Raw genomic sequence first — 23,067 nt, 5'->3', positions numbered from 1 at the left:
GTAATCGGAGAAGATCTTGAGACGGGGGCCGCACTGTCGGGCACCGGGTTCTCTGGATAACCTCCCAGTCATGTCCCGCCATGTCGCGATCGTCACCGATTCAACGGCCTACCTGCCGCGGGCGGCGCTGGAGCGCCACGGCATCACGGCGGTGCCGCTGACCGTGGTCCTCGGCGACGAGGCCCTGGAAGAGGGAACGGAGATCTCGGCCAGGTCGGTCGCCCAGGCGCTGCAGAAACGCAAGTACGTCACCACCTCCCGGCCCGCTCCCGAGGCGTTCGCCGAGACCTACCGCGAGGTCGCGGCCGCGGGCGCCGACGGCATCGTCTCGCTCCATCTCTCCTCGGAGTTCTCCGGGACGTACGACGCGGCCGTACTGGCGGCCAAGGAGGCACCGGTCCCCGTGCGGGTGGTGGACACCGGCATGGTCGCGATGGCGCTGGGCTTCTGCGCCCTCGCGGCCGCGGAGGTCGCACAGGCCGGCGGGGACGTCGACGAGGCGGTGGCCGCGGCCGAGAAGCGCGCCGAGGGCACCTCCGCGTACTTCTACGTCGACACCCTGGAGTATCTGCGCCGCGGCGGCCGGATCGGCGCGGCACAGGCCCTGCTGGGCTCCGCGCTCGCGGTCAAGCCCCTGCTCCAACTCGCCGACGGACGCATCGAACTGCGGGAAAAGGTCCGTACGGCCTCCAAGGCCATCGCGCGCCTGGAAGAGATCGTCGCGGAGCGGGCGGGCACGGACCCGGTCGATGTCGCGGTGCATCACCTGGCGGCGACGGAGCGCGCCGACGCCCTGGCCGATCGCCTCCGCGCCCGCGTGCCGGGCCTGATGGACCTGCACGTCAGCGAGGTGGGCGCGGTGATCGGCGCGCACACGGGGCCGGGGCTGCTGGGGGTTGTGCTGTCGCCGCGGTAGGGCGGTAGGGCGGTGGGGGTGGTGGGGACGGTGGTGCAGAGGTCGCCGTGACGGCGTTGTCGCCGCGCTGATTCCCTCGTCCGGGTGGCCGGGATATCCACAACACGGCGGTTATCCACGGAATTTGGTGGTGATCGGCGGGATTCGCGAAATCGCTCTAGCGTCGTCGACATGACTCCGCGATCTCGCAACTCCGCCTATTCCGCTGCCTCTTCCTCTGCTTCCCACACCGGCCGGCCACCGTCGCATCCACCTGATCCGCATGGTCCACCTGATCCATTAGGTCCATCTGATTCTTCTGCTTCATGGGGTACCGGCCCGTTGTCGTCGGCGCGTTGGCGGGTGGCGCTGCAGGAACGACTGCCGTTGTGGATCCAACTGCGGTGCGGCACGGACCCGAAGGCGCTCGGCGCGCTCGCCGTCGTGCTGCTGATCGCCGTGGCCTTCGCGGTCCACCATTTCTGGACCGCGCGGCCCCAGACCGTACGGGCGCCGACCGCACAGCACGCCTCTGCGGCCGCAGCGGGCAGCGGCCCCACCGCGGCCGAGCGGACGGGGCCGGCCGGACTCTCCGGCCCGAGTGGCGCCGCAGCCGGTGCGATGTCCGGCGCCTCGGACCGCCGCATCGTCGTGGACGTCGCGGGCAAGGTGCGCCACCCCGGCATCCACCGCCTCGCTCCGGGCGCCCGCGTCGCCGATGCACTGCGGGCCGCGGGCGGGGTGCTGCCCGGGACGAACACCCGCACGCTGAACCGCGCCCGCCTCCTGGCGGACGGCGAGCAGGTCGTCGTCGGCGCTCCGGCCGCCGCCCTTGCGGCATCAGGCGGCGCCGCTGCCGGTGCGACGGGTACCGCAGGTGGCGGGGGTACCGCGGGAGGCTCCGCAGCGGCCGGTGGCGCCCCGGCCGGTCCGATCAGCCTGAACTCCGCCACCGCCGACCAACTCGACACCCTCCCGGGCGTCGGGCCCGTCCTCGCCCAGCACATCATCGACTTCCGCACCCAGCACGGCGGCTTTTCCTCGGTCGACCAGTTGCAGCAAGTGAACGGAATCGGCGATCGCCGCTTCGCCGACTTGCGCCCTCTGGTGCAGCCATGACCACCCCACACGCTCCGGCCTCCTCGTACGGCTCGGCTGTTGTGCAGTCGACGAGCGACGCCGAGGGAGGGCGGGCCGACTCGCGGCCGATGCCTGGCGCATCACAGTCGTCGGCAGGGCCTGGCGCCCAGCAGGCGCAGACTCCGCAGGGAGAGGGACCGGCCGATCTGCGGCTGGTTGCGCCCGCGCTCGCCGCCTGGGGAGCCGCGGCGCTGGCCCTGGACGCCCCCGTACGCCCGCTGCTCCTGTCCTGTGCCGCCGCCTTGGTGCTGGCCGGCCTCGCTGTCCTCCGGGCCGTACGCCGCCGCACGGCCGGACCAGCGGCCTCCGCTGACCCTGACCTTGACCCTGGCCCGCACCCCCGCATCGGTCTTCCCCGCGGCGGGTGGCGCCGACGGCGTACGGCATGGGAGGCGGGGACGCTCGTCGCGGCGGCCGCTGTGCTGCTGTGCGCGGTGGGCGGTGCGGCCTCGGCGGCGCTCCAGGGAGCGGACCTGCGGCGCGGACCGGTGCCCCGGCTGGCGCATCAGTACGCGCAGGCCACCGTCGAGTTGGAGGTGACCGAGGACCCGCACGTCGCCCGGCAGCGGGTGCGCGGCGCACAACGTATGCCGGCCGCCGTCGTGTTCGCCGCCGATGTACGCCGCATCACCGCGCCGGACGGTACGGTGACCGCCCTCCGCACCCCCGTCCTGGTCATCGTTCCCCAGCACCAACACCAGCACCAGCACCAGCACCAGCACCAGCACCAGCGCCTGTACCGGCCGCAGCCGGAGCGCACGCCCGGTGCAGGAGACGGGCAGGACGAGCGAGAGCGCGCCCCCTCGACCGCGCAAGCCTCCGACAATGCCGCCACCGGCCCCTGGCGGGCGCTGCTCCCTTCCACGCGCATCCGGGTCGAAGCGCGGTTCGCACCCCCGCTGCCGCCCACCGGCCGTATGGCCGCCGTACTGCGCGTAGCGGCAGATGCGGCCGATGCGTCGCCGCGGCGCGTCGGTGGCCCCACCCCTCTCCAGCGGCTCGCGGGCTCCCTCCGGGAAGGGCTGCGCGAGGCGTCCGACGGGCTGCGGCCCGACGCCCGCGCGCTGCTGCCCGGGCTCGTCGTCGGCGACACCTCCCGCCTGACGCCCGAGCTCGACGACGCCTTCCGGGCCACCGACCTGACGCACCTGCTCGCCGTCTCCGGCAGCAACCTCACCATCGTGCTGGCCCTGCTCATCGGCCCACCGCACCTCGCCGTACGTGCCGAACGCCGGGGCATCGCGCCCCGCCTGGGCCTGTCCCTGCGGACCACGGCGGTGATCGGCGGCGCGGTCGCGATCGCCTTCGTCGTCGTGTGCCGCCCCGACCCCAGCGTGCTGCGCGCCGCCGCCTGCGGCCTGATCACGCTGCTGGCCATCGGTTCGGGCCGCTGCCGTACGCTGCTCCCCGCGCTCGCCGCCGCCGTTCTGCTGCTGGTCCTCTACGACCCCTGGCTGGCCCGTAGTTACGGCTTCCTGCTCTCCGTACTGGCCACCGGGGCGCTGCTCACGCTCACCCCGCGCTGGAGCGCCGCCCTCCAGCGGCGGCGCGTGCCGCCCCGGCTCGCCGAGGTGATCGCCGCGGCCGCCGCCGCGCAGGCCGTGTGTGCGCCGGTCATCGCGGTGCTCGCCGCCCGCGTCGGCCTGGTGGCCATCCCCTGCAACCTGCTCGCGGAGCTGGCCGTGGCCCCCGCGACCGTGCTCGGGTTCGCGGCCCTGGCCACCGCGCCTCTCCTCCCGCCGCTCGCCATCGCGTTCGCCTGGTGCGCGGGGTGGCCGGCCGAGTGGATCGCGGCCATCGCCCGGACGGGAGCCGCGCTGCCCGGCGCCGAGTTCGGCTGGCCCGGCGGCTGGTCAGGGGGTCTCCTGCTGGCCGCGGCCGTCGCCGCCCTGGTACCGGTCGCCCGGGCCGTGCTGCGGTACCGCTGGTTGTGCGTCGTCTGCGCCCTGTTGCTGGTCGTTCTCGTCGTCCGGCCCGTGCCCCTGACCCGGATCATCACCGGCTGGCCGCCGCCCGGCTGGCGGCTGGCCGTGTGCGACGTCGGCCAGGGAGACGGCCTCGTAGTGGCCACCGGCCCCGGCAGCGCGCTGGTCGTGGACACCGGACCCGACCCGCGTGCCATGGACCGCTGCCTGCAGGAACTGGGCGTACGCCGCATCCCGCTCCTCGTCCTGACCCATTTCCACGCCGATCATGTGGACGGCCTTCCCGGCGCGCTCCGGGGCCGCAGCGTCGGCGCGCTGGAGACCACGACGCGCGACGATCCGCCGGACCAGGCGGCGTTCGTACGCAAGGAGGCGGCCGCCCATGAGGTACCGGTGGTCCGGGCGGCGCCGGGCGAGCGACGCCGTACGGGTCCGGTGTCCTGGGAAGTCCTCTGGCCCCCGCAACCGACACCGTGGCCGCCCCAGCTCCCGGCTTCCGGCCCGGCCGCACGCACGGCGATCGGTCCGTCGCCCCCTGTTCCCTCCACCGGACCGATGCCCGAGGGCCCCAACAACGCCAGCGTCACCCTCCTCGTACATACGGCAGGGCTGACCGTCCTCCTCCTCGGCGACCTCGAACCGCCCGCTCAGCAGGAACTGTTGGCCGCCCACCCCGGCCTGCGGGCGATCGACGTCCTCAAGGTCGCCCACCACGGCTCCGCCTACCAGGACCCGGCGCTCCTCCGCGCGCTGGCGCCGCGGCTCGCCCTGATCAGCTGCGGTGCCGGGAATCCGTACGGACACCCCGCTCCCAGCACGGTCGCCGCGCTGCGCGTACAGGGGGCGAGGGTGCTGCGTACGGACACCGATGGCGCGATCGCCGTGACGGGCAGCGCCACCACCGGGCTCGCAGCGGCCACCAGCAACGGCCGACGACGGCAGCCGGTCCGCAGAAGCCCGGCCCGCAGAAACCCGGGCGGCAGGAGCCCGGCTCGCAGGCGTCCGGGGCGCAGGCGGGCAGCTGTCAGGGACGGCATACGGAGGCCGACAGGCTCCGGTCGTCGGCGCAGGGCACGCGTTTGTGCAGTACCAGCATGCGCTGCTTGCTCTTGGGGTGATGGCCGCAATCCAGGGAGCCGTCGTCGTGGGCGAGCACGCTTCGGCAAGCCTTCAGCAGAGGTTCAGCCGTCGGTACCGGGCGGTGGAGCCTGTGGAGACGGAGGAGAGGGGAGGGCCGGTGGAACCCGGATCTGTAAACTCCAGAATATGAGGATGAGTGAAGGCGTCGAGTGGGGGCTGCACTGTTGCGTGACGCTGGCCTGGCTCGGGGACGAGCGGCCGGTGTCCACGGCGAGGCTGGCCGCCTTCTTCGACCTGCCGGCCGCGTACCTCAACAAGCGGCTCCAGGCGCTCGTACGGGCCGGAATCCTCAGCTCGACGCCGGGTGCCCGCGGTGGTTTCCGGCTCGCCCGGCCGCCGGAGGCGATCACGCTGATGGACGTGGTCACCGCGATCGAGGGGCCGGAGGAGGCGTTCCGCTGTATGGAGATCCGGCAGCAGGGCGCGGGCGCCGAGGGGGCGGGGCGCGACTTCAGGGGGCCGTGCGGCATCGCTACGGCCATGCGCCGAGCCGAGCTGGCCTGGCGCCGCGAGCTGGCCGCGCAGACCCTCGCCGACGTGCTCGCCGCGGCCCCGGCCACGTCGGCGGACCGTACGCGCCGGTGGTTCGCGATGGAGAGGACGGGGAGCTGATGGCCACCGCGAACTCCGCGGGCAGTGACCGCGAGGGCCGCGAGCCCGAGGGCAGTGATCGCGAGGGTCGTACGGGCTGTGAGCGTGGTGATCGTGGCTCCGGTGGTGCGTACGGCGGGGCAATTGACGCCGTTGACGCCTACCTCGGGCGGATCGGTGTTGGGCGGCCCGCCGTGTCCGATGTCGCCGCGTTGCGGACGTTGCACCTTCAGCATCTGCGTACGGTTCCGTTCGAGAACCTTTCCGTCCATCTCGGGGAGGAGATCGTCCTTACCGAGCAGGCGTTGCTGGACAAGGTCGTACGGGACCGCCGTGGCGGGTTCTGCTATGAACTCAACGGCTCGTTCGCGTTCCTGCTGACGGCGCTCGGGTACGACGCCGAGCTGCTGTCCGGGCGGGTCTACGGGGAGGACGGGCGGCTGGGCATCCCGTACGACCACGCGGCCGTGCGTGTTCGTACGCCCGATGGGCCGTTGCTGGCCGACGTCGGGTTCGGGCGGCACAGTCACTATCCGCTGCGGTTGGACACGGCCGAGGAGCAGGCCGAGCCGGGCGGGGTCTTCCGGGTCGTGGAAACGGCCGAGGGCGATCTCGACGTGCTGCGGGACGGGGCACCGCAGTACCGCCTCGAACTGCGGCCGCGCGTGCTCGCCGACTTCGAGGCGGGCTGCTGGTGGCAGACCACGTCTCCGAAGTCGCACTTCACGCAGTCGCTGGTCTGTTCGCGGCTCACCGATGACGGCGGCCGGATCACGCTCTCCGGCCGGACGCTCGTGATCACCGCGCCCGACGGGGGCCGGACGGAGCGCGAGATCCCCGAGGCGGAGGTGCTCGCGGCCTACCGTACGCACTTCGGCATCACCCTCGACCGCGCTCCGAGCGCCCCGAGCGCCGCCCCGAGCGCGTCGAGCGCCCCGGCCGCGGGGGGGGGGGAGGGGGGGGGGGGGGGGGGGGGGGGGGGAGGGGGGGGGGAGAGGGGGGGAGGGGGGGGGGGGGGGGGGGGGGGTGGAATCTCCCTGGAAAGGAAAAGAGGGGGGGTGGGGGGGGGGGGGCGTGTTTGGCTCCCCCAGGAGCCGCACGCGCACCGGTTCGTCCCGGCGTCGGCCACCGGAGCAGGCCGGACGGTGCGGGCGGTGTGCCGTGTCCGGACCGGATCGGACCTCACGATCCGGGCCGGGCACGGTCACCTCCCGTACCGCGGTCGGCCTGTATCACCTCCCGGTCCGCGGTCGACGCGTACCGGAACGAACCTGATCAGGGGCGGCGGGCCGGACGGAGCCGGGCCACCGCGGGGATGACGCGCTAGCAGATGAGGAGGCTCAGGGTGCTGTCGCAGTCCAGCAAGCTGTCGGTACTGTCCTCGCCGCTCCCGTGCTCCGGGGCCTCCAGCATCTGCAGATCGAGCAGTGCCACGTGGCACGTCCTTCCGTTGGTCGGTTTCAGTGCCGCAGCCCGTCCGGCGCCGGCAGCGGCGGGAGGAACGGCAGCTGTACGGGGTCCTCGTGCAGGGCCGAGCCCAGGGCCAGCAGGCAGCCGGCCGTGCCCGTGGACAGGTCCATGGAGAGCCGCATCATCTGGTCGCCGGGGAAGGCCAGTTCGCCGCGGTAGGGCATGGCGTACCAGCTCAGGTCGGCGATCTGTGCGGCGAGCGCGGCCTCGACGTCGGGGTCGGGGGTCGTCGTGCGGGCCAGGTGCAGCACCATGCCGGCGCGGCCCCTGAAGAGGCCGGGCTGCGCGTAGAAGCGGGCCTGGGTGGCCGGCAGGATCGCGGCCCTGGCCTCCTCGAACTCCGCGTCGGCGCGGTGCGTCAGATAGTCGTCGAGCACCATCGCGATGCCCGCCGAGCCCGCGCCGAGGTACGGCATGGTGCGCCAGCCCTCGTCGACCAGCAGGGTGCCGCGTTCGTTGCGCACGCACCGGGCGAGGTCGCTGCGCAGCGCCTGCGCGGCGAGATCGAGCAGCCCGGGGTCGCCGGTGCCCTCGTACAGCCGCAGGAAGAGCAGCGCGGGGCCGCTCGCGCCGCGCAGCAGTCCGGCCCGGTTCGCGCAGCTCTCCAGCCGGTCGGCGGCGTGTCCCGCCGCCTCCAGCGCCCGGTCGCGCAGCTCGCGTTCGCCGCGTCGGCGCGCCAGGTGGTCCAGGGTGAGGCCGATGCCGGCCAGCCCGCCGTACAGGTCGGGCGCGAGGCGGTACCACTTCTCGGCGAGCACCCGCTCGATCAGCTCGTCGGCCCGTTCGCGGTGGCCGAGCCGGTCCAGTACGTAGGCGACGCCGGCGAGTCCGTCGTAGCACCCGAGGGGGGTGCCGAGGGGAGGCGGAGCGGTCTGCCGCAGTAACCACTCCTCGCCCTCCTCGAACCCCTCGGCACCCGTCTCGTGGAGCGCGTACAGGACACCGGCCGCCCCGTGGGCGATGCCGAGTCCGCCGCCGTCGGCGAACTGGGCGATGTCGCCGGGGAACAGGCGGTCCGTGCGCTCGGGCGTGGCCGAGGCGAGGATGCCCCGGACCATGGACTCGCGGCTGCGCGGCCAGTCGGCCGGGTCGCAGACGTACGGTTCGCGGGTGTCGACCGCGACGAGGTGGCGGGCCTGCGCGGGGCGCCGGATGCGCGGCCTGGCGGGCCGGTGCGCGCAGATCGTCCGCACGGCCTCCTCCAGGAAACCGGCCGGCACGCCGGGGAATTCGCGGACGACGATCTCGGCGAGGTCCGCCGCCTTCTCCCGCTCGATGGTCAGCAGCGTGGTCATCGGCAGGAAGAGCGCGAGGCGCAGGCAGGCCAGCGCGTACCGGTCGACGTCGTAGCCGGTGCGCTCGCGCGGGGCGAGGAAGCCGGGGTGCGCGAGGGACTGCCGGGTCCCTTCGCCGCTGCCGGCGGCGGCCTCGAAGTCCAGCAGCGTGACGCTCTGTTCGTCGGGCGCGACCATGACGTTGAACATGTGCAGGTCGTTGTGGACCAGGCCGCGGCGGTGCACCGCGGCGACGGCCTGCTCGACGGCGTTGTACATGCCCAGCGCCCACTCGGTGTACGAGGTGAGCGCCTCCGGGTCGGGGTCGGCGGTGAGCAGCGGGTGGCGCTCGGCGAAGAAGGAGTTCAGCGGCTTGCCCGGGATGTGCTCCAGGACCAGGAAGCGGTGGTCGCCGACGGTGAGCCAGTCGCGCACCTCGGGGGCCACGCCGAGGCCCGACAGCCGCTCCAGCGCGGCGCGTTCGCGCTCCAGGCGGGTGACCGCGTCGGCGAGGTCGGCGGCGAGGCCGGCGTGCGGCCTCGCCTCCTTCAGGACCACCCTCTCACCGGTGCTCCGGTCCCGGCCGGCGTAGACGCCGCCCCCGTTGGAGAAGTGCAGCGCCGACTCGATGGCGTACGGCAGGTCGGCGACGGTCGTGGCGTTGCGGGCCGCGAGCTGCGGGGCCAGGAAGCCGGGCAGCGGCACCCACTCCGGCGGCCGGAAGGCGGGCTCGCGGCGGTCCGGGACCAGCCGTCCTTCGGCGTTCTCGATGGCGGGCACGAGCGCGCCCGTGCCGTCGACGCAGTACCGCCGGGCGAAGCCGCCGTACCGCACGTACAGCGGTCCGTCGTTCCACCGCAGGTCGCTCAGGATGTAGGGGCCCGGCTCGCCGTCCAGCAGCGAGCCCAGCTCCTCCAGAACGCGGTGGCATTCCGCTTCGTCCAGCGGGTAAATGGTGGCGAATTTGCCGCTGGCGGCCCGGTCGGCGTACTTGGAATTCCGCAGGTGCAGCGGGCGCGGGCCCGGCACGAATTTGAACGGAATGGACCTGGCGACGCAGTAGTCCCAGACCTTGGACGCTATCTTCTCCGCATTGTCCGGGCAGGCCGACACATGTATCTTCCACCCCTGCTTCGGCCTGCCCGGACGCGGGTTCCCCTCGCTGTCCACGGGATTGACGTGGAGCCAGTCCCCGGAGAGGAAACAGCGCCACCCTTCGGGGACCGCGCGTTGCGCCGCTTCGTAGACCGCACTGTCGTCAGCTGCGGCACTTTCCCCGACGGACAAACGGTCCGGGGTTTCATAGAAATACCTGTCAGCCAGGCAGTACACCTCGTACCGCTTATCCATCGTCTCCCCCCTCGGCGGCGTGGAATAGAGATTTCCACGCAACGGGAGGGACGGACAGTCACAGATGTCATGAGATCACCGTGAGGAACGCACAGGTAACTCTAAGTACGGACCAGGGGCTCGCTCATCCGTTCGACGGGGCGGGCGGGGCGTACGGGGCGGCGCTACTCCTCCGGCGGGAAGACTGATTCCCCGGAGTCCGCCTCCGTAATCAGGATCGCCTCGACCGGACATCCCTCGGCGGCCGACAGCACGGCCTCACGGGCGTCCGTCTCGCCCGCCACCGGGTGCGACTGCCGCGCGGAGTCCAGCCGGAAGTCCCCGGGCGCCATGCTCGCGCACAGCCCCGAGCCGATGCAGACCCCGCGGTCCACCTCCACCTGCCAGCGGTCGCCCATGCGCTCACTCCCCCGCCGGGAGGTGGATCATCTTGTGCTCCAGATACGCGCCGTACCCCTCGGGGCCGAACTCCCGCCCGATGCCGCTGTTCTTGTAGCCGCCGAACGGCCCGAGCATGTCCAGGCTGAAGGTGTTCACGGAGTACGTGCCGGTGCGCACCCGGCGCGCCACCTCGATGCCGCGCTCGGTGTCCGCCGTCCACACCGATCCGGAGAGCCCGTAGTCGGAGTCGTTCGCGATCCGTACCGCCTCGTCCTCGTCCTCGTACGGCAGCAGGCAGATCACCGGGCCGAAGATCTCCTCGCGGGCGATCCGCATACCGGGCGTGACCTCGCCGAAGAGGGTGGGCTCGACGTACCAGCCGGTGGCCTGGTCCGCCGGGCGGCCGCCGCCGGCCAGCACCTTGGCGCCCTCCTGCTGCCCGGCCGCGATGTACTCCAGCGACCGGCGCCGCTGCCGCTCGGCGACCAGCGGGCCGACCTCGGTGGCCGCGTCCAGCGGATCGCCGACCTTCAGGGCGGTGGCCGCTGCGGCGAACCGCTCGGCGATCTCCTCGTAGTGGGAGCGCGGCGCGAGGATGCGGGTCTGGGCCACACACGCCTGCCCGTTGAGCATCCAGGCGAAGGGGGTGATCCCGGCGACCGCCGCGTCCAGGTCCGCGTCCGGCAGGATCACCGCGGCCGACTTGCCGCCCAACTCCAGTGTCACGCGGGTGAGCCGGCGCGCGGCCACCTCCATGACGCGTTTGCCGGCCGCGACCGACCCGGTGAAGGACACCTTGTCCACGCCCGGGTGCCCGACCAGGTACTCGCTGACCTCCCGGTCGGCCGGGAGGATGGACAGCACACCCTCGGGCAGCCCGGCCTCGGCCGCGATCTCCGCGAGCAGATACGCGTCCAGCGGCGTCTCCGGCGACACCTTCAGCACCGCCGAGCACCCGGCCAGCAGCGCGGGCGCGAGCTTGGCGGCGGCGGTGAACTGCGGGACGTTCCACGGCACCACGGCCGCGACCACCCCGACCGGCTCGCGGCGGATCAGCAGCGGCCCGAGGAGGCCCTGCCGCCGCTCCTCGTAGGCGAAGTCGCGGGCGACCGTGATCGCCGCGTCCCAGGCCAGCATCGCGGCGAGCGACTGCACCATGACGCCCGCGGTGTACGGGGTGCCGTTCTGCGCGCTGATGAGCCGCGCGAACTCCTCGCTCCGCACGGCGAACGCGTCCTTGATCCGCGTGATCACCGCGATCCGGTCGGCGAGCGGGGTGTCCGCCCAGACGCCGGAGTCGAAGGACGCGCGGGCCGCCGTGACGGCGCGGTCCACGTCGGCCCGGGAGGCGTGCGGCACCCGGCCGATGACCTGCTCGGTGTGCGGGGAGACGACCTCGATGGTGTCCCGCCCTGCGGGATCGACCCACTCGCCGCCTATGTAGAGCTGTCCGTGCTCGATCAGATCGGCCATCGACTCCGCCTCCCGCGGTCACCGCGATACGTGACGTAAATCTGACGCTGCATCAGAACTGATACCAGTTCTAGCTATAGTGGGCAACGGTGAGGCACGCGACGGCGTGCGGGCCGGGAGGGGCAGGACATGCCGCACGTGATCGACCACCGGGGCGGGGTGTGGAGCATCGCCGTGCCCATACCGGACAACCCGCTCGGGCACACCCTCGTCCATGTACTGGAGACGGACCGCGGCCCGGTGCTGATCGACACCGGCTGGGACGACCCGGACTCCTGGGACGCCCTCGCCGCCGGGCTCACCGCCTGCGGCACCGACGTGGCCGATCTGCACGGCGTCCTGGTCACTCACCACCACCCGGATCACCACGGTCTGTCGGCGCGGGTCAGGGAGGCGTCCGGCGCGTGGATCGCGATGCACGCGGCCGACACGGAGGTCGTCCGCCGCACCCGTGAGGCCGAGCCGGGCACGTGGCTGACGTACGTCATCGCGAAACTGGCCTCGGCTGGCGCGCCCGAGGACCACCTCGCGCCGCTCTACGCGGCCCGCGCCGAGGGGCGCACGCGCGGGCTCCCGGACCAGCGTCCCGCGCTCCCGGACCGCGAGATCGTCCCCGGCGAGCTGCTGGACCTCGCGGGGCGGCGGCTGCGCGCGGTCTGGACGCCGGGCCACACACCGGGCCACGTCTGCCTCCACCTGGAGGAGGCGCACCCGGCGGCGCGCCCCGGGCACGGCCGGCTCTTCTCCGGCGACCACCTGCTGCCGGGCATCACGCCGCACGTCGGCCTGTACGAGGACCCGGACGACGCGACGGTCACCGATCCCCTCGGCGACTATCTGGACTCCCTGGAGCGGATCGCGCGGCTCGGCGTCGCCGAGGTCCTCCCGGCCCACCAGCACGCCTTCACCGGCGCCGCCGAGCGGGCGGCGGAGCTCGTCGCGCACCACGAGGAACGGCTCGGCGGCCTGCGCGCCCTGCTCGCCGCCCCGCTCACGCCCTGGCAGCTCGCCGAGACCATGACGTGGAACCGCCCGTGGGAGGAGATCCCGTACGGCTCGCGCACCATCGCCGTCTCCGAGGCCGAGGCGCACCTGCGGCGCCTGGTGAAGGCGGGGCTGGCCGAGCCGGTGCCGGGCTCGGAACCGGTGACGTACCGGGCGGTGTGAGGCACGCGGCTGCCGGAGGCGGTGGGCCCGGGCGGCCACGCAGCCCTTCTGCACGTGCCGGAGACCGGCCGCTACCCGCCGGTTAAAGTGGTCCGGACAAGTTCATTCGTGCCCGACCGGGGGAAGCCGGTGGAAAACCGGCGCTGACCCGCAGCCGTGAGCCCTGGCGCGCATCCGTGCGCCGGAGCGAGCCGGAACGCCCGGCGGGGCACGCCCAAGGCTCCCGCGTACCGTACGGCCGCCCTTCATCGGCCGTCCGGCGCGCGGCACCGTCGAGGTATACGGAGCTGAGCCCGGTGCCACCGCGCCCGCGCGCCGCGCGCGACGTGGTGCGGCGGAGTACGGCTGCGTGACCTCCCACCTCGCGCACCCCGCGAACCGACCGAGAGGCACCGACCCCATGGCCATCACGGCCCGCTCCCTCGCCGCCCCGGCGCGCCGCTGCGCCGCGGCCCTGGCCGCCGCCGTGCTGTGCGCGGCCGCTGCCCCCGCCGCGTTCGCCGCCGACCCCGCGCCCGCCGCGTCCCCCAAGCTCCCGAAGGGCCTGTACGGCAGCACGGACCCGAAGTACGACGGCGTCTGGCGGCAGTCGCTGGCGCTGCTGGCGCAGGACACCGCGGGCGTGCGCCCGGCGGACTCGGCGGTGGACTGGCTCGCCGGGCAGCAGTGCGCCGACGGCGCGTTCACCGCGTACCGCGCCGACCCGAAGCAGGGCTGCGACGCGAAGACGATGCGGGACACCAACCAGACGGCCGCCGCCGTGCAGGCGCTGGCCGCGGTCGGCGGGCATGCGGACGCGGTGCGCAAGGGCGTCTCCTGGCTGAAGTCCGCCCAGAACGACGACGGCGGCTGGGGCTCGGCCGCCGGCGCCCCGAGCGACGCCAACTCCACTTCGGTGGTGATCGGCGCGCTGGCCGCCACGGGCACGAAGCCCGAGTCGGTGACGGCCAAGAAGGGCGGCACGTCGCCGTACGACGGGCTGCTCGCCTTCCGGCTCGGCTGCGACGCGAAGAAGAAGGACCGCGGCGCGTTCGCCTTCCAGGCCAAGGACGGGAAGCTCGCCGCCAATGAGGACGCGACGGCCGCCGCGGTACTGGGGGCGCTGGGGAAGGGCTTCGTCGTCGAGCCGGGTGCGGACGCCGCGAAGCCGGCGTCCTGCGAGGACGCCGCGAAGGACCCGCACGCGGCCGCCGCCGACGGCGCGGCCCACCTCGTCTCCGTCCTGGACGCGCACGGCCACCACCTGATGTCCGCGATGCCCGGCGCCGAGGCGCAGCCGGACGTCGGCAACACCGCCGACGCCGTCGTCGCGCTGGCCGCCGCGGGGCGTGCCGACGAGGCGAAGCGGTCGCTGGGCTGGCTGCGCGGGCACTCGGCGGCCTGGGCGAAGCAGAGCGGCCCGGCCGCGTACGCGCAGCTGATCCTCGCCACGCACGCCACCGGCGGCGACCCGCACGACTTCGGCGGCACGGACCTGGTGACGAAGCTCAACGCGACCGGCCCGAAGCCGGCGGCCGCCTCGGCCCGGCAGGACGGCAAGGACCAGAAGCAGGACGAGGGCGGCATCTCCGTGTGGTGGGTCGTGGTCGTCGGCCTGGCGGCGGGCGCCGGCATCGGCTTCCTGGTGAGCGGCCGCCGGAAGCAGAACCAGCTGTGAGCAGCGCCGTCCGTATCGCACGCGGCATCGGCGCCCTGGCCCTGGCCGGCACGGCCACGGGCCTGGCCGCCGCGCCCGCGCACGCCGAGGAGTACCGCTACTGGTCCTTCTGGACGGCGGACGCGGCGGCCCACGGGGGCGGTGGCTGGACGTACGCCACCGAGGGGCCCTCGACGGCCCGCCCCGCAGACGGCGGCGTGGCCGGCTTCCGCTTCACCGTCAGCGCCGACTCCGCGCGCGCCACGAAGCCGCGCGCGGCCGCCGACTTCGACGCGGTCTGCGGCGGCACGAAGGCGGCGGACGGCCGCAAGCGGGTCGCCGTCGTCCTCGACTTCGGCACGGCGGCCGACGCCCCGAAGGGCGAGAACCCGCCCGCGGCCCGTACGGAGTGCGCGCGGGTCCCCGAGGACGCGAGCGCGGGCGACGCGCTGGCCGCGGTCGCGGCGCCGCTGCGGTACGACTCCAGTGCGCTGCTGTGCGCGATAGCCGGTTATCCGGAAAAGGGCTGCGCCGAGCAGGCGGGCGGGTCGTCGAAGGGCTCCGGCGAGTCCACCGGGTCCACCGGGTCCGCGGCGCCCGATGGTGGCGCGTCCGGCTCCGGTGCGTCCGGCTCCGGCGAGCACACCGGTGCCGGTGGGCCCTCCGCCGGCCTGATGGGCGGCATCGCCGCGGTTGCCGTCCTCGGCGCCGCCGCGGTGTGGCAGGCCCGGCGCCGGCGCGGATGACCGGCACCCGAGCCCCCGCCCGGCTGCGCGCCCCCGCCCGGCTGCGTGCTCCCCTCGCCACGCGGGGGCGTGCGCTGCACGCCGGCGCGTGGTGGCTGTGGGCGCTGGGCCTGGCGACGGCCGCGTCCCGCACCACCAACCCGCTGCTCCTCGGCCTGCTCATCGGCGTCGCCGGATACGTGGTCGCGGCCCGCCGCTCCGACGCGCCCTGGGCCCGGTCCTACGGCGCGTTCGTCAAGCTCGGCCTGGTCGTGCTCGCCATCCGGCTGGTCTTCGCCTTCGTACTCGGCTCGCCCGTCCCCGGTACGCACCTCCTGGTCACGCTCCCCGAAGTGCCGCTGCCCGACTGGGCGCGCGGCGTGCGGATCGGCGGCCGGGTCACCGCCGAGGGGATGCTCTTCGCGCTGTACGACGGGCTGAAGCTGGCCACGCTGCTGATCTGCGTGGGCGCCGCCAACGCGCTCGCCAACCCGGCCCGCCTGCTGAAGTCCCTGCCCGGCGCGCTCTACGAAGCGGGCGTGGCCGTCGTCGTGGCGATGACCTTCGCCCCGAACCTGGTCGCCGACGTCCAGCGGCTGCGCGCGGCGCGCCGGCTGCGCGGCCGCCCCGACCGCGGTGTCAAGGCACTGCTCCAGGTCGGACTGCCGGTGCTGGAGGGCGCGTTGGAGCGTTCGGTGGCGCTCGCGGCGGCGATGGACGCCCGCGGGTACGGGCGTACCGCGCAGGTGGCGCGCGCCGTCCGGCACACCACCACGGCCCTCACGCTCGGCGGCCTCCTCGGCATCTGCGCCGGCACGTACGGACTGCTCGCGGCCCAGGGCGCCGGTTACGGACTTCCGGTGCTGGCCGCCGGGCTCGCCGCCGCGCTCGCCGGGCTGTGGCTGGGCGGCCGCCGCTCGGTCCGCACCCGCTACCGGCCCGACCGCTGGGGCCCGCGCGCCTGGCTGGTCGCGGGCTCCGGCGCGGCGGTGGCCGCGCTGATGATCTGGGCGGGCTCGTACGCGCCCGCCGCCCTGCACCCGCCGGCCGTACCGCTGACGGCCCCGGAGCTCCCCCTCTGGCCCGCGCTCTCGGTGCTGGTCGGGCTGGTGCCGGCGTTCGTCGCCCCGGTACCACCCGACGAGCGGCGTACGAAGAACCCGAAGGAGAAGACGACGTGATCCGGTTCGAGCAGGTGTCGGTCACCTACGGGGACGCGGGCGCGCCCGCCGTCCAAGGGGTCGACCTGACCGTCCCCGAGGGCGAACTCTGCCTGCTGGTCGGCCCGTCCGGTGTCGGCAAGTCGACCGTGCTGAACGCCGTCTCCGGCCTCGTACCGCACTTCACCGGCGGCACCCTGCACGGCAGGGTCACCGTCGACGGCCGCGACACCCGCACCCACCGGCCGCGCGAACTGGCCGACGTGGTCGGCACGGTGGGCCAGGACCCGCTGTCCCACTTCGTCACCGACACCGTCGAGGACGAGCTGGCGTACGGCATGGAATCGCTCGGCCTCGCGCCCGACGTGATGCGCCGCCGCGTCGAGGAGACCCTCGACCTCCTCGGCCTCGCCGGCCTCCGCGACCGGGCCATCTCCACCCTCTCCGGCGGCCAGCAACAGCGCGTCGCGATCGGGTCCGTCCTCACCACGCATCCCAAGGTGCTGGTGCTGGACGAGCCGACCTCGGCGCTGGACCCGGCCGCCGCCGAAGAGGTACTGGCGGTCCTCCAGCGCCTGGTCCACGACCTCGGCACGACGGTCCTGCTGGCCGAACACCGGCTGGAGCGCGTCGTCCAGTACGCGGACCGGGTCATCCTGCTGCCCGCGCCCGGCGCCGCGCCGGTCATCGGCGAGCCCGCGGAGATCATGGCGGTCTCCCCGGTCCACCCGCCGGTCGTCGCCCTCGGCCGGGCGGCCGGCTGGTCGCCGCTGCCGCTGACCGTACGGGACGCACGCCGCAAGGCCGGCGCGCTGCGCGAGCGGCTGGCGGGACGGTCACCGGCATCCCCCGAGGCGGCCGGTGCGCCGTCCGTCCCGCCGGTCGCCGAGGGCGCCCCGCCGGTCGCCGAGGCCGCCGGGCTGTCCGTGCGCCGCGGCCGCATCGACGCGCTGCACCGCGTCGACCTGGCCGTACGCCCCGGCGAGACCGTCGCCCTGATGGGCCGCAACGGCGCGGGCAAGTCCACGCTCCTGAACACGCTCGTCGGGATGCACGAGTCGGCCGCCGGATCGGTACGCGTGGGCGGCGCGGTGCCGCACCGCACCGGGCCGCGCGACCTGCTGCGCCGGGTCGGCCTGGTACCGCAGGAGCCGCGCGACCTGCTGTACGCGGACACCGTCGGCGCCGAGTGCGCGGCGGCGGACGCCGACGCGGGCGCGGCACCGGGCAGCTGCCGGGCGCTGGTCACCCGGCTGCTGCCGGACGTCCCGGACGGCACCCACCCGCGCGACCTCTCCGAGGGCCAGCGCCTCGCGCTCGCGCTCGCCGTGGTCCTCACCGCGCGGCCGCCGCTGCTCCTCCTCGACGAGCCGACCCGCGGCCTGGACTACGCGGCCAAGGCCCGCCTGGTGGCGGTGTTGCGCGGCCTCGCCGCCGAGGGCCACGCGATCGTCCTCGCCACCCACGACGTCGAACTGGCCGCTGAACTCGCCCACCGCGTCGTCATCCTCGCCGACGGCGAGATCGTCGCGGACGGCCCGACCGCCGAGGTCGTGGTCGCCTCCCCGTCCTTCGCCCCGCAGGTCGCCAAGGTCCTCGCGCCGCTTCCCTGGCTCACCGTGCCCCAGGTCACGCACGCCCTGGCCGAGCTGGAGCACACGGCATGAGCCCACGGACGGACAGGAGGGTACGGGCGGTGCGGCTCGGGCCGCGGTCGGTGGCCGCGCTCGTACTGGTCTCGGCCGTCGGCGTGCTGGCCTTCGGCTGGCCGCTGCTGGCGGACTCCGCGTCCGGCCTCGCGCACTCCAAGGACGCCCCCTGGCTGTTCGCCGCCCTGCTCCCCCTCCTCCTCGCCGTGGTCGTGGCGACCATCGCGGACGTCGGCCTGGACGCCAAGGCCATCGCCATGCTGGGCGTGCTCGCGGCCGCGGGCGCGGCGCTGCGCCCGCTCGGCGCCGGCACGGCCGGCATCGAGCCGATGTTCTTCCTGATGGTGCTGTCCGGGCGGGTGCTCGGGCCGGGCTTCGGCTTCGTGCTCGGCGCGGTCTCGATGTTCGCCTCCGCCCTCCTCACCGGCGGTGTCGGCCCCTGGATGCCGTTCCAGATGCTGTCGATGGGCTGGGTGTCGATGGGCGCGGGCCTGCTCCCGGGGCCCGACCGGCTCCGCGGCCGCCGCGAGATGCTGCTGCTGGCGGTCTACGGCACGCTCTCCTCCCTCCTGTACGGGCTGGTCATGAACCTCCAGGGCTGGCCGTACATCGCGGGCCTCGCCTCCGGCGTCTCCTTCGTCCCCGGCGACCCGCTCCCCGACAACCTCGCCCGCTTCGTCACCTACTGCCTGGCCACCTCCCTCGGCTGGGACCTCCCCCGCGCCCTGGTCACGATCGTCCTCACCCTCACCGTCGGCCCCTCCGTCCTGAAGGCCCTCCGCCGCGCCACCCGCCGCGCGGCCTTCGACGCACCGGTCTCCTTCGACGCACCGGTGCCCGCCGCCCCGAGAGACGCGCCCTAGAGCGCAGCCCTCCTGTGAAGCCCCGCACAGGGACCTTGGTCACATACGAGGCCCGATAGGAGGAACCGGCGCGGGCCCTCGCCCGGCTCCGGCCGCCGTTCCCGGGGCCTGCTACGAAGCCCTTACGTACCGGCGGTGCTTGCGGGAACCCCGAGCCACCTCCCACGGTGAAGTGGTCGCCGGGTCCGCAAACCTCACCGCGCCCCGGCGACTCGGCTCGCCCCCGCGACTCGTCTCGCCCTCGGCGGCCTCCCCCCTTGTCTCCGTCGGAAGGTCCTTCCTCCGTGCTGTCCCCCGTGTCCTCGGCCACCGGCCGCACCACCGGCCGTACCGCTCCCCGTCTCGTCACCCGTCAGCGGGCCGCGGGCGCCGCCGCCGTCGGTGCCGTGGCGCTCGGCGCCGCCGCGGCCGCCTTCGCCGCGACCCCCGCACAGGCCGCCGAGCGGGCCGGCGCGAGCGAGGCCCAGGCCGCGGCGCACCAGCAGATCCCGGACGCGCGGCAGTTCCAGTGCTTCAGCAACATCGTGGAGCGCGAGAGCGGCTGGAACCCCCAGGCCACCAACGCCTCCTCCGGCGCTTACGGCCTCGTCCAGGCGCTGCCCGGCTCGAAGATGTCCTCGGCCGGCGCGGACTGGAAGACCAACCCCGCCACCCAGGTCAAGTGGGGCCTGAACTACATGAACGACCGCTACGGCAGCCCCTGCGGCGCCTGGACCTTCTGGCAGTCCCACAACTGGTACTGAGCCAGGGGCGGCTCCTCCCCCTCACCATCTGTCCCCCGACGGCGTGCCCGGGTCCTAGACCCCGGTCGCGCCGTCGAGGCGTTCACGGAGGAGGTCCGCGTGGCCGTTGTGCCGGGCGTACTCGGCGATCAGGTGCACCAGGATGCGGCGGAGCGAGACCGGCTGCCCGCTGGCCGCATGGGTGCCCGTGACGTCCAGGGAGGGCGCGGCGGCGACGAGCTTGCGGGAGTGCGCGCACTCGGCGCGCCAGAACGCGAGCTCTTCTTCGACGTCCCCCTCCAGCATCTCGAAGTCCTGGTCGGGGTCGTCGTCGGAGTAGTACGGGAAGTCGTCCCGCTCGCCCGCGAACTGCACGCGGAACCACCAGTGCTCCACGCCTGCGAGGTGGCGGACCAGGCCGTGCAGGCTCAGCCCGGACGGCGGGACGCCCTTCTCGGAGAGGCGCTCGGGCGGCACCCCTGCGCACTTCAGCTCGAAGGTCCTGCGGTGCCAGTCCAGGAACGAGGTGAGGATCTCGCGCTCGTCGCCGACGAGGGGCGGGGCCGGGCGCTCGTCCGGCCCCGCCCAGACCGGTGGCATGTTGTCAGCAGGGATCTTCGGTGGTCCTGTCGGGCCCGCCGGGTCTGTCGGTTCCGTCGGTTCTGTCGTCATGGCAGGAGTGTGACAGGCGCCACTGACAATGGCCGTCGGGCCGCGAGCGCGGCCCCCGTCACAGTCGCTGGATGATCGTCCCCGTCGCCAGCGCCCCGCCCGCGCACATCGTGATCAGCGCGAATTCCTTGTCGGCGCGCTCCAGTTCGTGCAGCGCGGTGGTGATGAGGCGGGCCCCGGTCGCGCCCACCGGATGGCCGAGGGCGATGGCGCCGCCGTTGACGTTCACCTTCTCCAGGTCCTGCTCGAAGACCTGCGCCCAGGACAGGACGACGGACGCGAACGCCTCGTTGATCTCGACGACGTCGATGTCCTTGAGGGACATGCCGGCCTTGCCCAGGACGGCCCGGGTCGCGTCGACCGGTCCGTCCAGGTGGAAGTGCGGGTCCGCGCCGACCAGCGCCTGGGCGACGATGCGCGCCCGGGGCTTCAGCTTGAGCGCCCGGGCCATCCGCTTGGACGCCCACATCACGGCGGCGGCCCCGTCGGAGATCTGCGAGGAGTTGCCCGCCGTGTGGACGGCGGTCGGCATGACCGGCTTGAGCGAGCCGAGCGCCTCCATGCTCGTGTCGCGCAGCCCCTCGTCGTGGTCGACCAGCCGCCACATGCCCTGCCCGGCCGCCTGCTCCGCCTCCGTGGTGGGCACCTGGACCGCGTACGTCTCGCGTTTGAAGCGCCCCTCGGCCCATGCCTGCGCGGCCCGCTCCTGGGAGATCAGCCCGAGCGCGTCGACGTTCTCCCGGGTCAGGCCGCGCTTACGGGCGATGCGCTCGGCCGCCTCGAACTGGTTGGGCAGGTCGATATGCCACTCGTCCGGGAAGGGCTTGCCGGGGCCGTGCTTGGAGCCGCTGCCCAGGGGGACGCGGGACATCGCCTCGACGCCGCAGCCGATGCCCACGTCGATGACGCCGGCCGCGATCATGTTGGCGACCATGTGGTTGGCCTGCTGCGAGGAGCCGCACTGGCAGTCCACGGTGGTCGCGGCGGTCTCGTACGGCAGGCCCACGGCCAGCCAGGCGTTGCGGGCCGGATTCATGGACTGCTCGCCGGCGTGGGTGACCGTCCCGCCGACGATCTGCTCGACGCAGTCCGGCTGTATCGCCGTTCTCGCCAGGAGTTCGCGGTACGTCTCGCCCAGTAGGTAGGCGGGATGGAGATTGGCGAGCGCGCCCCCGCGCTTGCCGATCGGCGTGCGGACGGCTTCGACGATGACGGGTTCAGCGGCCATGACTCGTCCTCTCCTGGCTGTCCGGGCGGCCCGGCACCCGGGCAGAACTAGTACGCGTTCTAGTTCTGCGCCCAGTCTCACGAGCCACACGCGCCCGCGCAAGAGTGCCGCGTCGGCCGCACCCGCAAGCATTTCCCGCGTGAGCCTTGCCACTTGTAGAACTCGTTACTACCTTCGCGGCAGATTCTGATGGCTCGTCAGGACGAGCGGGCGAGCCGGAAACAACCCGGACCTGGAGTCGCCGATGCCTTGTCCCGCGCTGCCCGACGGGTTCGACTTCACCGATCCCGACGTCTACCAGGAACGCGTGCCCCTCCCCGAGTTCGCCCGGCTGCGCCGGACCGCGCCCGTGTGGTGGAACGCCCAGCCGCACAACATCGCGGGCTTCGAGGACGACGGCTACTGGGTGGTGACCCGGCACGCGGACGTCAAGGAGGTCTCCACCAGGCCCGACGTCTTCTCCGCGAACCGCAACACCTCGATCATCCGCTTCAACGAGTCGATGACCCGCGACCAGATCGACGTCCAGAAGCTGATCATGCTGAACATGGACCCGCCCGAGCACACCCGGGTACGGCAGATCGTCCAGCGCGGCTTCACGCCCCGGTCCATCCGCGCCCTGGAGGACGCGCTGCGCGAGCGCGCCGCCCGGATCGTCGCGGAGGCGAAGAAGAACGGCCGCGGCGACTTCGTCACCGACATCGCCTGCGAGCTACCGCTCCAGGCCATCGCCGAGCTGATCGGCATCCCCCAGGAGGACCGGGCCCGCATCTTCGACTGGTCGAACAAGATGATCGCGTACGACGATCCCGAGCTGGCGATCACCGAGGAGGTCGGCACCAACGCGGCGATGGAGCTCATCTCGTACGCGATGAACCTGGCGGCGGCGCGCAAGGAGTGTCCGGCACAGGACATCGTCAGCCGGCTGGTGGCCGCGGAGGACGAGGGCAATCTCGGCAGCGACGAATTCGGCTTCTTCGTGCTGCTGCTGGCCGTGGCCGGCAACGAGACCACCCGCAACGCCATCACGCACGGCATGCACGCCTTCCTCACCCACCCCGAGCAGTGGGAGCTGTACAAGAGGGAGCGGCCGGCGACCGCGGCCGAGGAGATCGTGCGCTGGGCGACCCCGGTGGTCTCCTTCCAGCGCACCGCCACCCGCGACACCGAGCTGGGCGGCGCGCGCATCAAGGAGGGACAACGGGTCGGCATCTTCTACGCGTCGGCCAACAACGACCCCGAGGTCTTCGACCGGCCCGAGGTCTTCGACATCACCCGCGACCCCAATCCGCACCTGGGCTTCGGCGGCGGCGGGCCGCACTTCTGCCTCGGCAAGTCCCTCGCGGTCCTGGAGATCGACCTGATCTTCCGCGCCGTCGCCGACGCCCTGCCGGACATCGCGCTGACCGGCGCCCCGCGGCGGCTGCGCTCGGCATGGCTCAACGGCGTCAAGGAGCTGCGGGTCAGCTACGGGTAACTCCCGTGCCCCACAAGGGCGGTGGGGGGAGGGACACGGCGGGCACAACCCCCATCTTCTTGCTTAACAAGAAGCACCCTTGTGTCGAAAAAACCCAACGCGTACCACCAGCAACCCCCCCCGGCACAC

17 protein-coding genes, 2 pseudogenes and 1 riboswitch are annotated in these 23,067 nt (G+C 73.7%); of the genes and pseudogenes, 13 read left to right on the top strand and 6 right to left on the bottom strand.

Annotation, left to right across the window (positions count from 1 at the left end; genetic code table 11):
* Window positions 1-70 precede the first annotated feature (70 nt).
* The 5 genes and pseudogenes from ACZ4MH_RS05920 to ACZ4MH_RS05900 form a co-directional block, all read left to right on the top strand.
* A complete protein-coding gene (locus ACZ4MH_RS05920; RefSeq protein WP_351593798.1) occupies window positions 71-916 on the top strand; it encodes a DegV family protein in 846 nt (281 codons plus the stop codon).
* Window positions 917-1,258: 342 nt separating this feature from the next.
* On the top strand, window positions 1,259-2,014 hold the full coding sequence (locus tag ACZ4MH_RS05915) for a ComEA family DNA-binding protein (protein ID WP_351593801.1): 756 nt from the start codon (window positions 1,259-1,261) through the stop codon (window positions 2,012-2,014).
* A pseudogene (locus ACZ4MH_RS05910) lies at window positions 2,011-4,854 on the top strand (ComEC/Rec2 family competence protein); the annotation flags it as partial. The gene ACZ4MH_RS05915 and the pseudogene ACZ4MH_RS05910, both read left to right, overlap by 4 nt.
* 372 nt (window positions 4,855-5,226) lie before the next feature.
* On the top strand, window positions 5,227-5,712 hold the full coding sequence (locus tag ACZ4MH_RS05905; protein WP_467754402.1) for an RrF2 family transcriptional regulator: 486 nt from the start codon (window positions 5,227-5,229) through the stop codon (window positions 5,710-5,712).
* Between the two features lie 122 nt (window positions 5,713-5,834).
* Window positions 5,835-6,593: pseudogene (locus tag ACZ4MH_RS05900) on the top strand (arylamine N-acetyltransferase family protein); the annotation flags it as partial.
* 421 nt (window positions 6,594-7,014) lie between these two features.
* Here the strand turns inward: ACZ4MH_RS05900 and ACZ4MH_RS05895 are convergent.
* From ACZ4MH_RS05895 to ACZ4MH_RS05880, 4 genes are all read right to left on the bottom strand, one after another.
* Window positions 7,015-7,125: a SapB/AmfS family lanthipeptide gene (locus ACZ4MH_RS05895; RefSeq protein WP_351600767.1), complete on the bottom strand. Its 111-nt coding sequence runs from the start codon at window positions 7,123-7,125 to the stop codon at window positions 7,015-7,017.
* A 26-nt stretch (window positions 7,126-7,151) separates the two neighbouring features.
* Window positions 7,152-9,785 carry a class III lanthionine synthetase LanKC gene (lanKC, locus tag ACZ4MH_RS05890; RefSeq protein WP_351600770.1) on the bottom strand — a complete coding sequence of 878 codons (2,634 nt, stop codon included), beginning with the start codon at window positions 9,783-9,785 and terminating at the stop codon, window positions 7,152-7,154.
* A 164-nt stretch (window positions 9,786-9,949) separates the two neighbouring features.
* Window positions 9,950-10,183, bottom strand: a complete 234-nt coding sequence (locus tag ACZ4MH_RS05885) for a ferredoxin (RefSeq protein WP_351600773.1) — start codon at window positions 10,181-10,183, stop codon at window positions 9,950-9,952.
* A 4-nt stretch (window positions 10,184-10,187) separates the two neighbouring features.
* A complete protein-coding gene (locus tag ACZ4MH_RS05880) occupies window positions 10,188-11,639 on the bottom strand; it encodes an aldehyde dehydrogenase (RefSeq protein ID WP_351600776.1) in 1,452 nt (483 codons plus the stop codon).
* Window positions 11,640-11,768: 129 nt separating this feature from the next.
* Between ACZ4MH_RS05880 and ACZ4MH_RS05875 the strand changes: the two genes are divergently transcribed.
* The 7 genes from ACZ4MH_RS05875 to ACZ4MH_RS05845 all read left to right on the top strand — a co-directional run bounded on the left by ACZ4MH_RS05875 (window position 11,769) and on the right by ACZ4MH_RS05845 (window position 19,582).
* The gene (locus ACZ4MH_RS05875; RefSeq protein WP_351600779.1) at window positions 11,769-12,806 is read left to right on the top strand and encodes an MBL fold metallo-hydrolase; all 1,038 of its coding nucleotides are present in this window, start codon (window positions 11,769-11,771) and stop codon (window positions 12,804-12,806) included.
* Between the two features lie 82 nt (window positions 12,807-12,888).
* Window positions 12,889-13,028: riboswitch (cobalamin riboswitch) on the top strand.
* A 178-nt stretch (window positions 13,029-13,206) separates the two neighbouring features.
* Complete coding sequence (locus tag ACZ4MH_RS05870; protein WP_351600782.1) at window positions 13,207-14,463, top strand: prenyltransferase/squalene oxidase repeat-containing protein; 1,257 nt, start codon at window positions 13,207-13,209, stop codon at window positions 14,461-14,463.
* The gene (locus tag ACZ4MH_RS05865) at window positions 14,460-15,188 is read left to right on the top strand and encodes an SCO2322 family protein (RefSeq protein WP_467754215.1); all 729 of its coding nucleotides are present in this window, start codon (window positions 14,460-14,462) and stop codon (window positions 15,186-15,188) included. The genes ACZ4MH_RS05870 and ACZ4MH_RS05865 overlap by 4 nt, the downstream gene beginning before the upstream one ends.
* Entirely contained in the window at window positions 15,185-16,348 is a 1,164-nt protein-coding gene (locus ACZ4MH_RS05860; RefSeq protein WP_467754213.1) for an energy-coupling factor transporter transmembrane component T, read from the top strand. The genes ACZ4MH_RS05865 and ACZ4MH_RS05860 overlap by 4 nt, the downstream gene beginning before the upstream one ends.
* Entirely contained in the window at window positions 16,345-17,994 is a 1,650-nt protein-coding gene (locus ACZ4MH_RS05855) for an ABC transporter ATP-binding protein (RefSeq protein WP_351602147.1), read from the top strand. Before ACZ4MH_RS05860 ends, ACZ4MH_RS05855 begins: the two co-directional genes overlap by 4 nt.
* Entirely contained in the window at window positions 17,991-18,839 is an 849-nt protein-coding gene (locus tag ACZ4MH_RS05850; protein ID WP_351602143.1) for an ECF transporter S component, read from the top strand. The genes ACZ4MH_RS05855 and ACZ4MH_RS05850 overlap by 4 nt, the downstream gene beginning before the upstream one ends.
* Before the next feature lie 386 nt (window positions 18,840-19,225).
* Window positions 19,226-19,582, top strand: a complete 357-nt coding sequence (locus ACZ4MH_RS05845; RefSeq protein ID WP_467754401.1) for an aggregation-promoting factor C-terminal-like domain-containing protein — start codon at window positions 19,226-19,228, stop codon at window positions 19,580-19,582.
* A 54-nt stretch (window positions 19,583-19,636) separates the two neighbouring features.
* Here the strand turns inward: ACZ4MH_RS05845 and ACZ4MH_RS05840 are convergent, their stop codons facing one another.
* Window positions 19,637-20,161, bottom strand: a complete 525-nt coding sequence (locus ACZ4MH_RS05840; RefSeq protein WP_351599425.1) for a DinB family protein — start codon at window positions 20,159-20,161, stop codon at window positions 19,637-19,639.
* Between the two features lie 130 nt (window positions 20,162-20,291).
* Window positions 20,292-21,461, bottom strand: coding sequence for a steroid 3-ketoacyl-CoA thiolase (locus tag ACZ4MH_RS05835; RefSeq protein ID WP_351599426.1), 1,170 nt, complete (start codon window positions 21,459-21,461; stop codon window positions 20,292-20,294).
* Window positions 21,462-21,705: 244 nt separating this feature from the next.
* Here ACZ4MH_RS05835 and ACZ4MH_RS05830 point away from each other — a divergent pair, with 244 nt between their 5' ends.
* Window positions 21,706-22,938 (top strand): cytochrome P450, encoded by a 1,233-nt coding sequence (locus ACZ4MH_RS05830; protein WP_351599427.1) that lies wholly within the window; start codon window positions 21,706-21,708, stop codon window positions 22,936-22,938.
* The last annotated feature ends 129 nt before the right edge of the window (window positions 22,939-23,067 follow it).

The organism is Streptomyces sp. NPDC026301, from assembly GCF_055567935.1.
The sequence above is the reverse complement of the archived record's forward strand: the minus strand, read 5'-3'. Positions and strand labels throughout refer to the sequence as shown.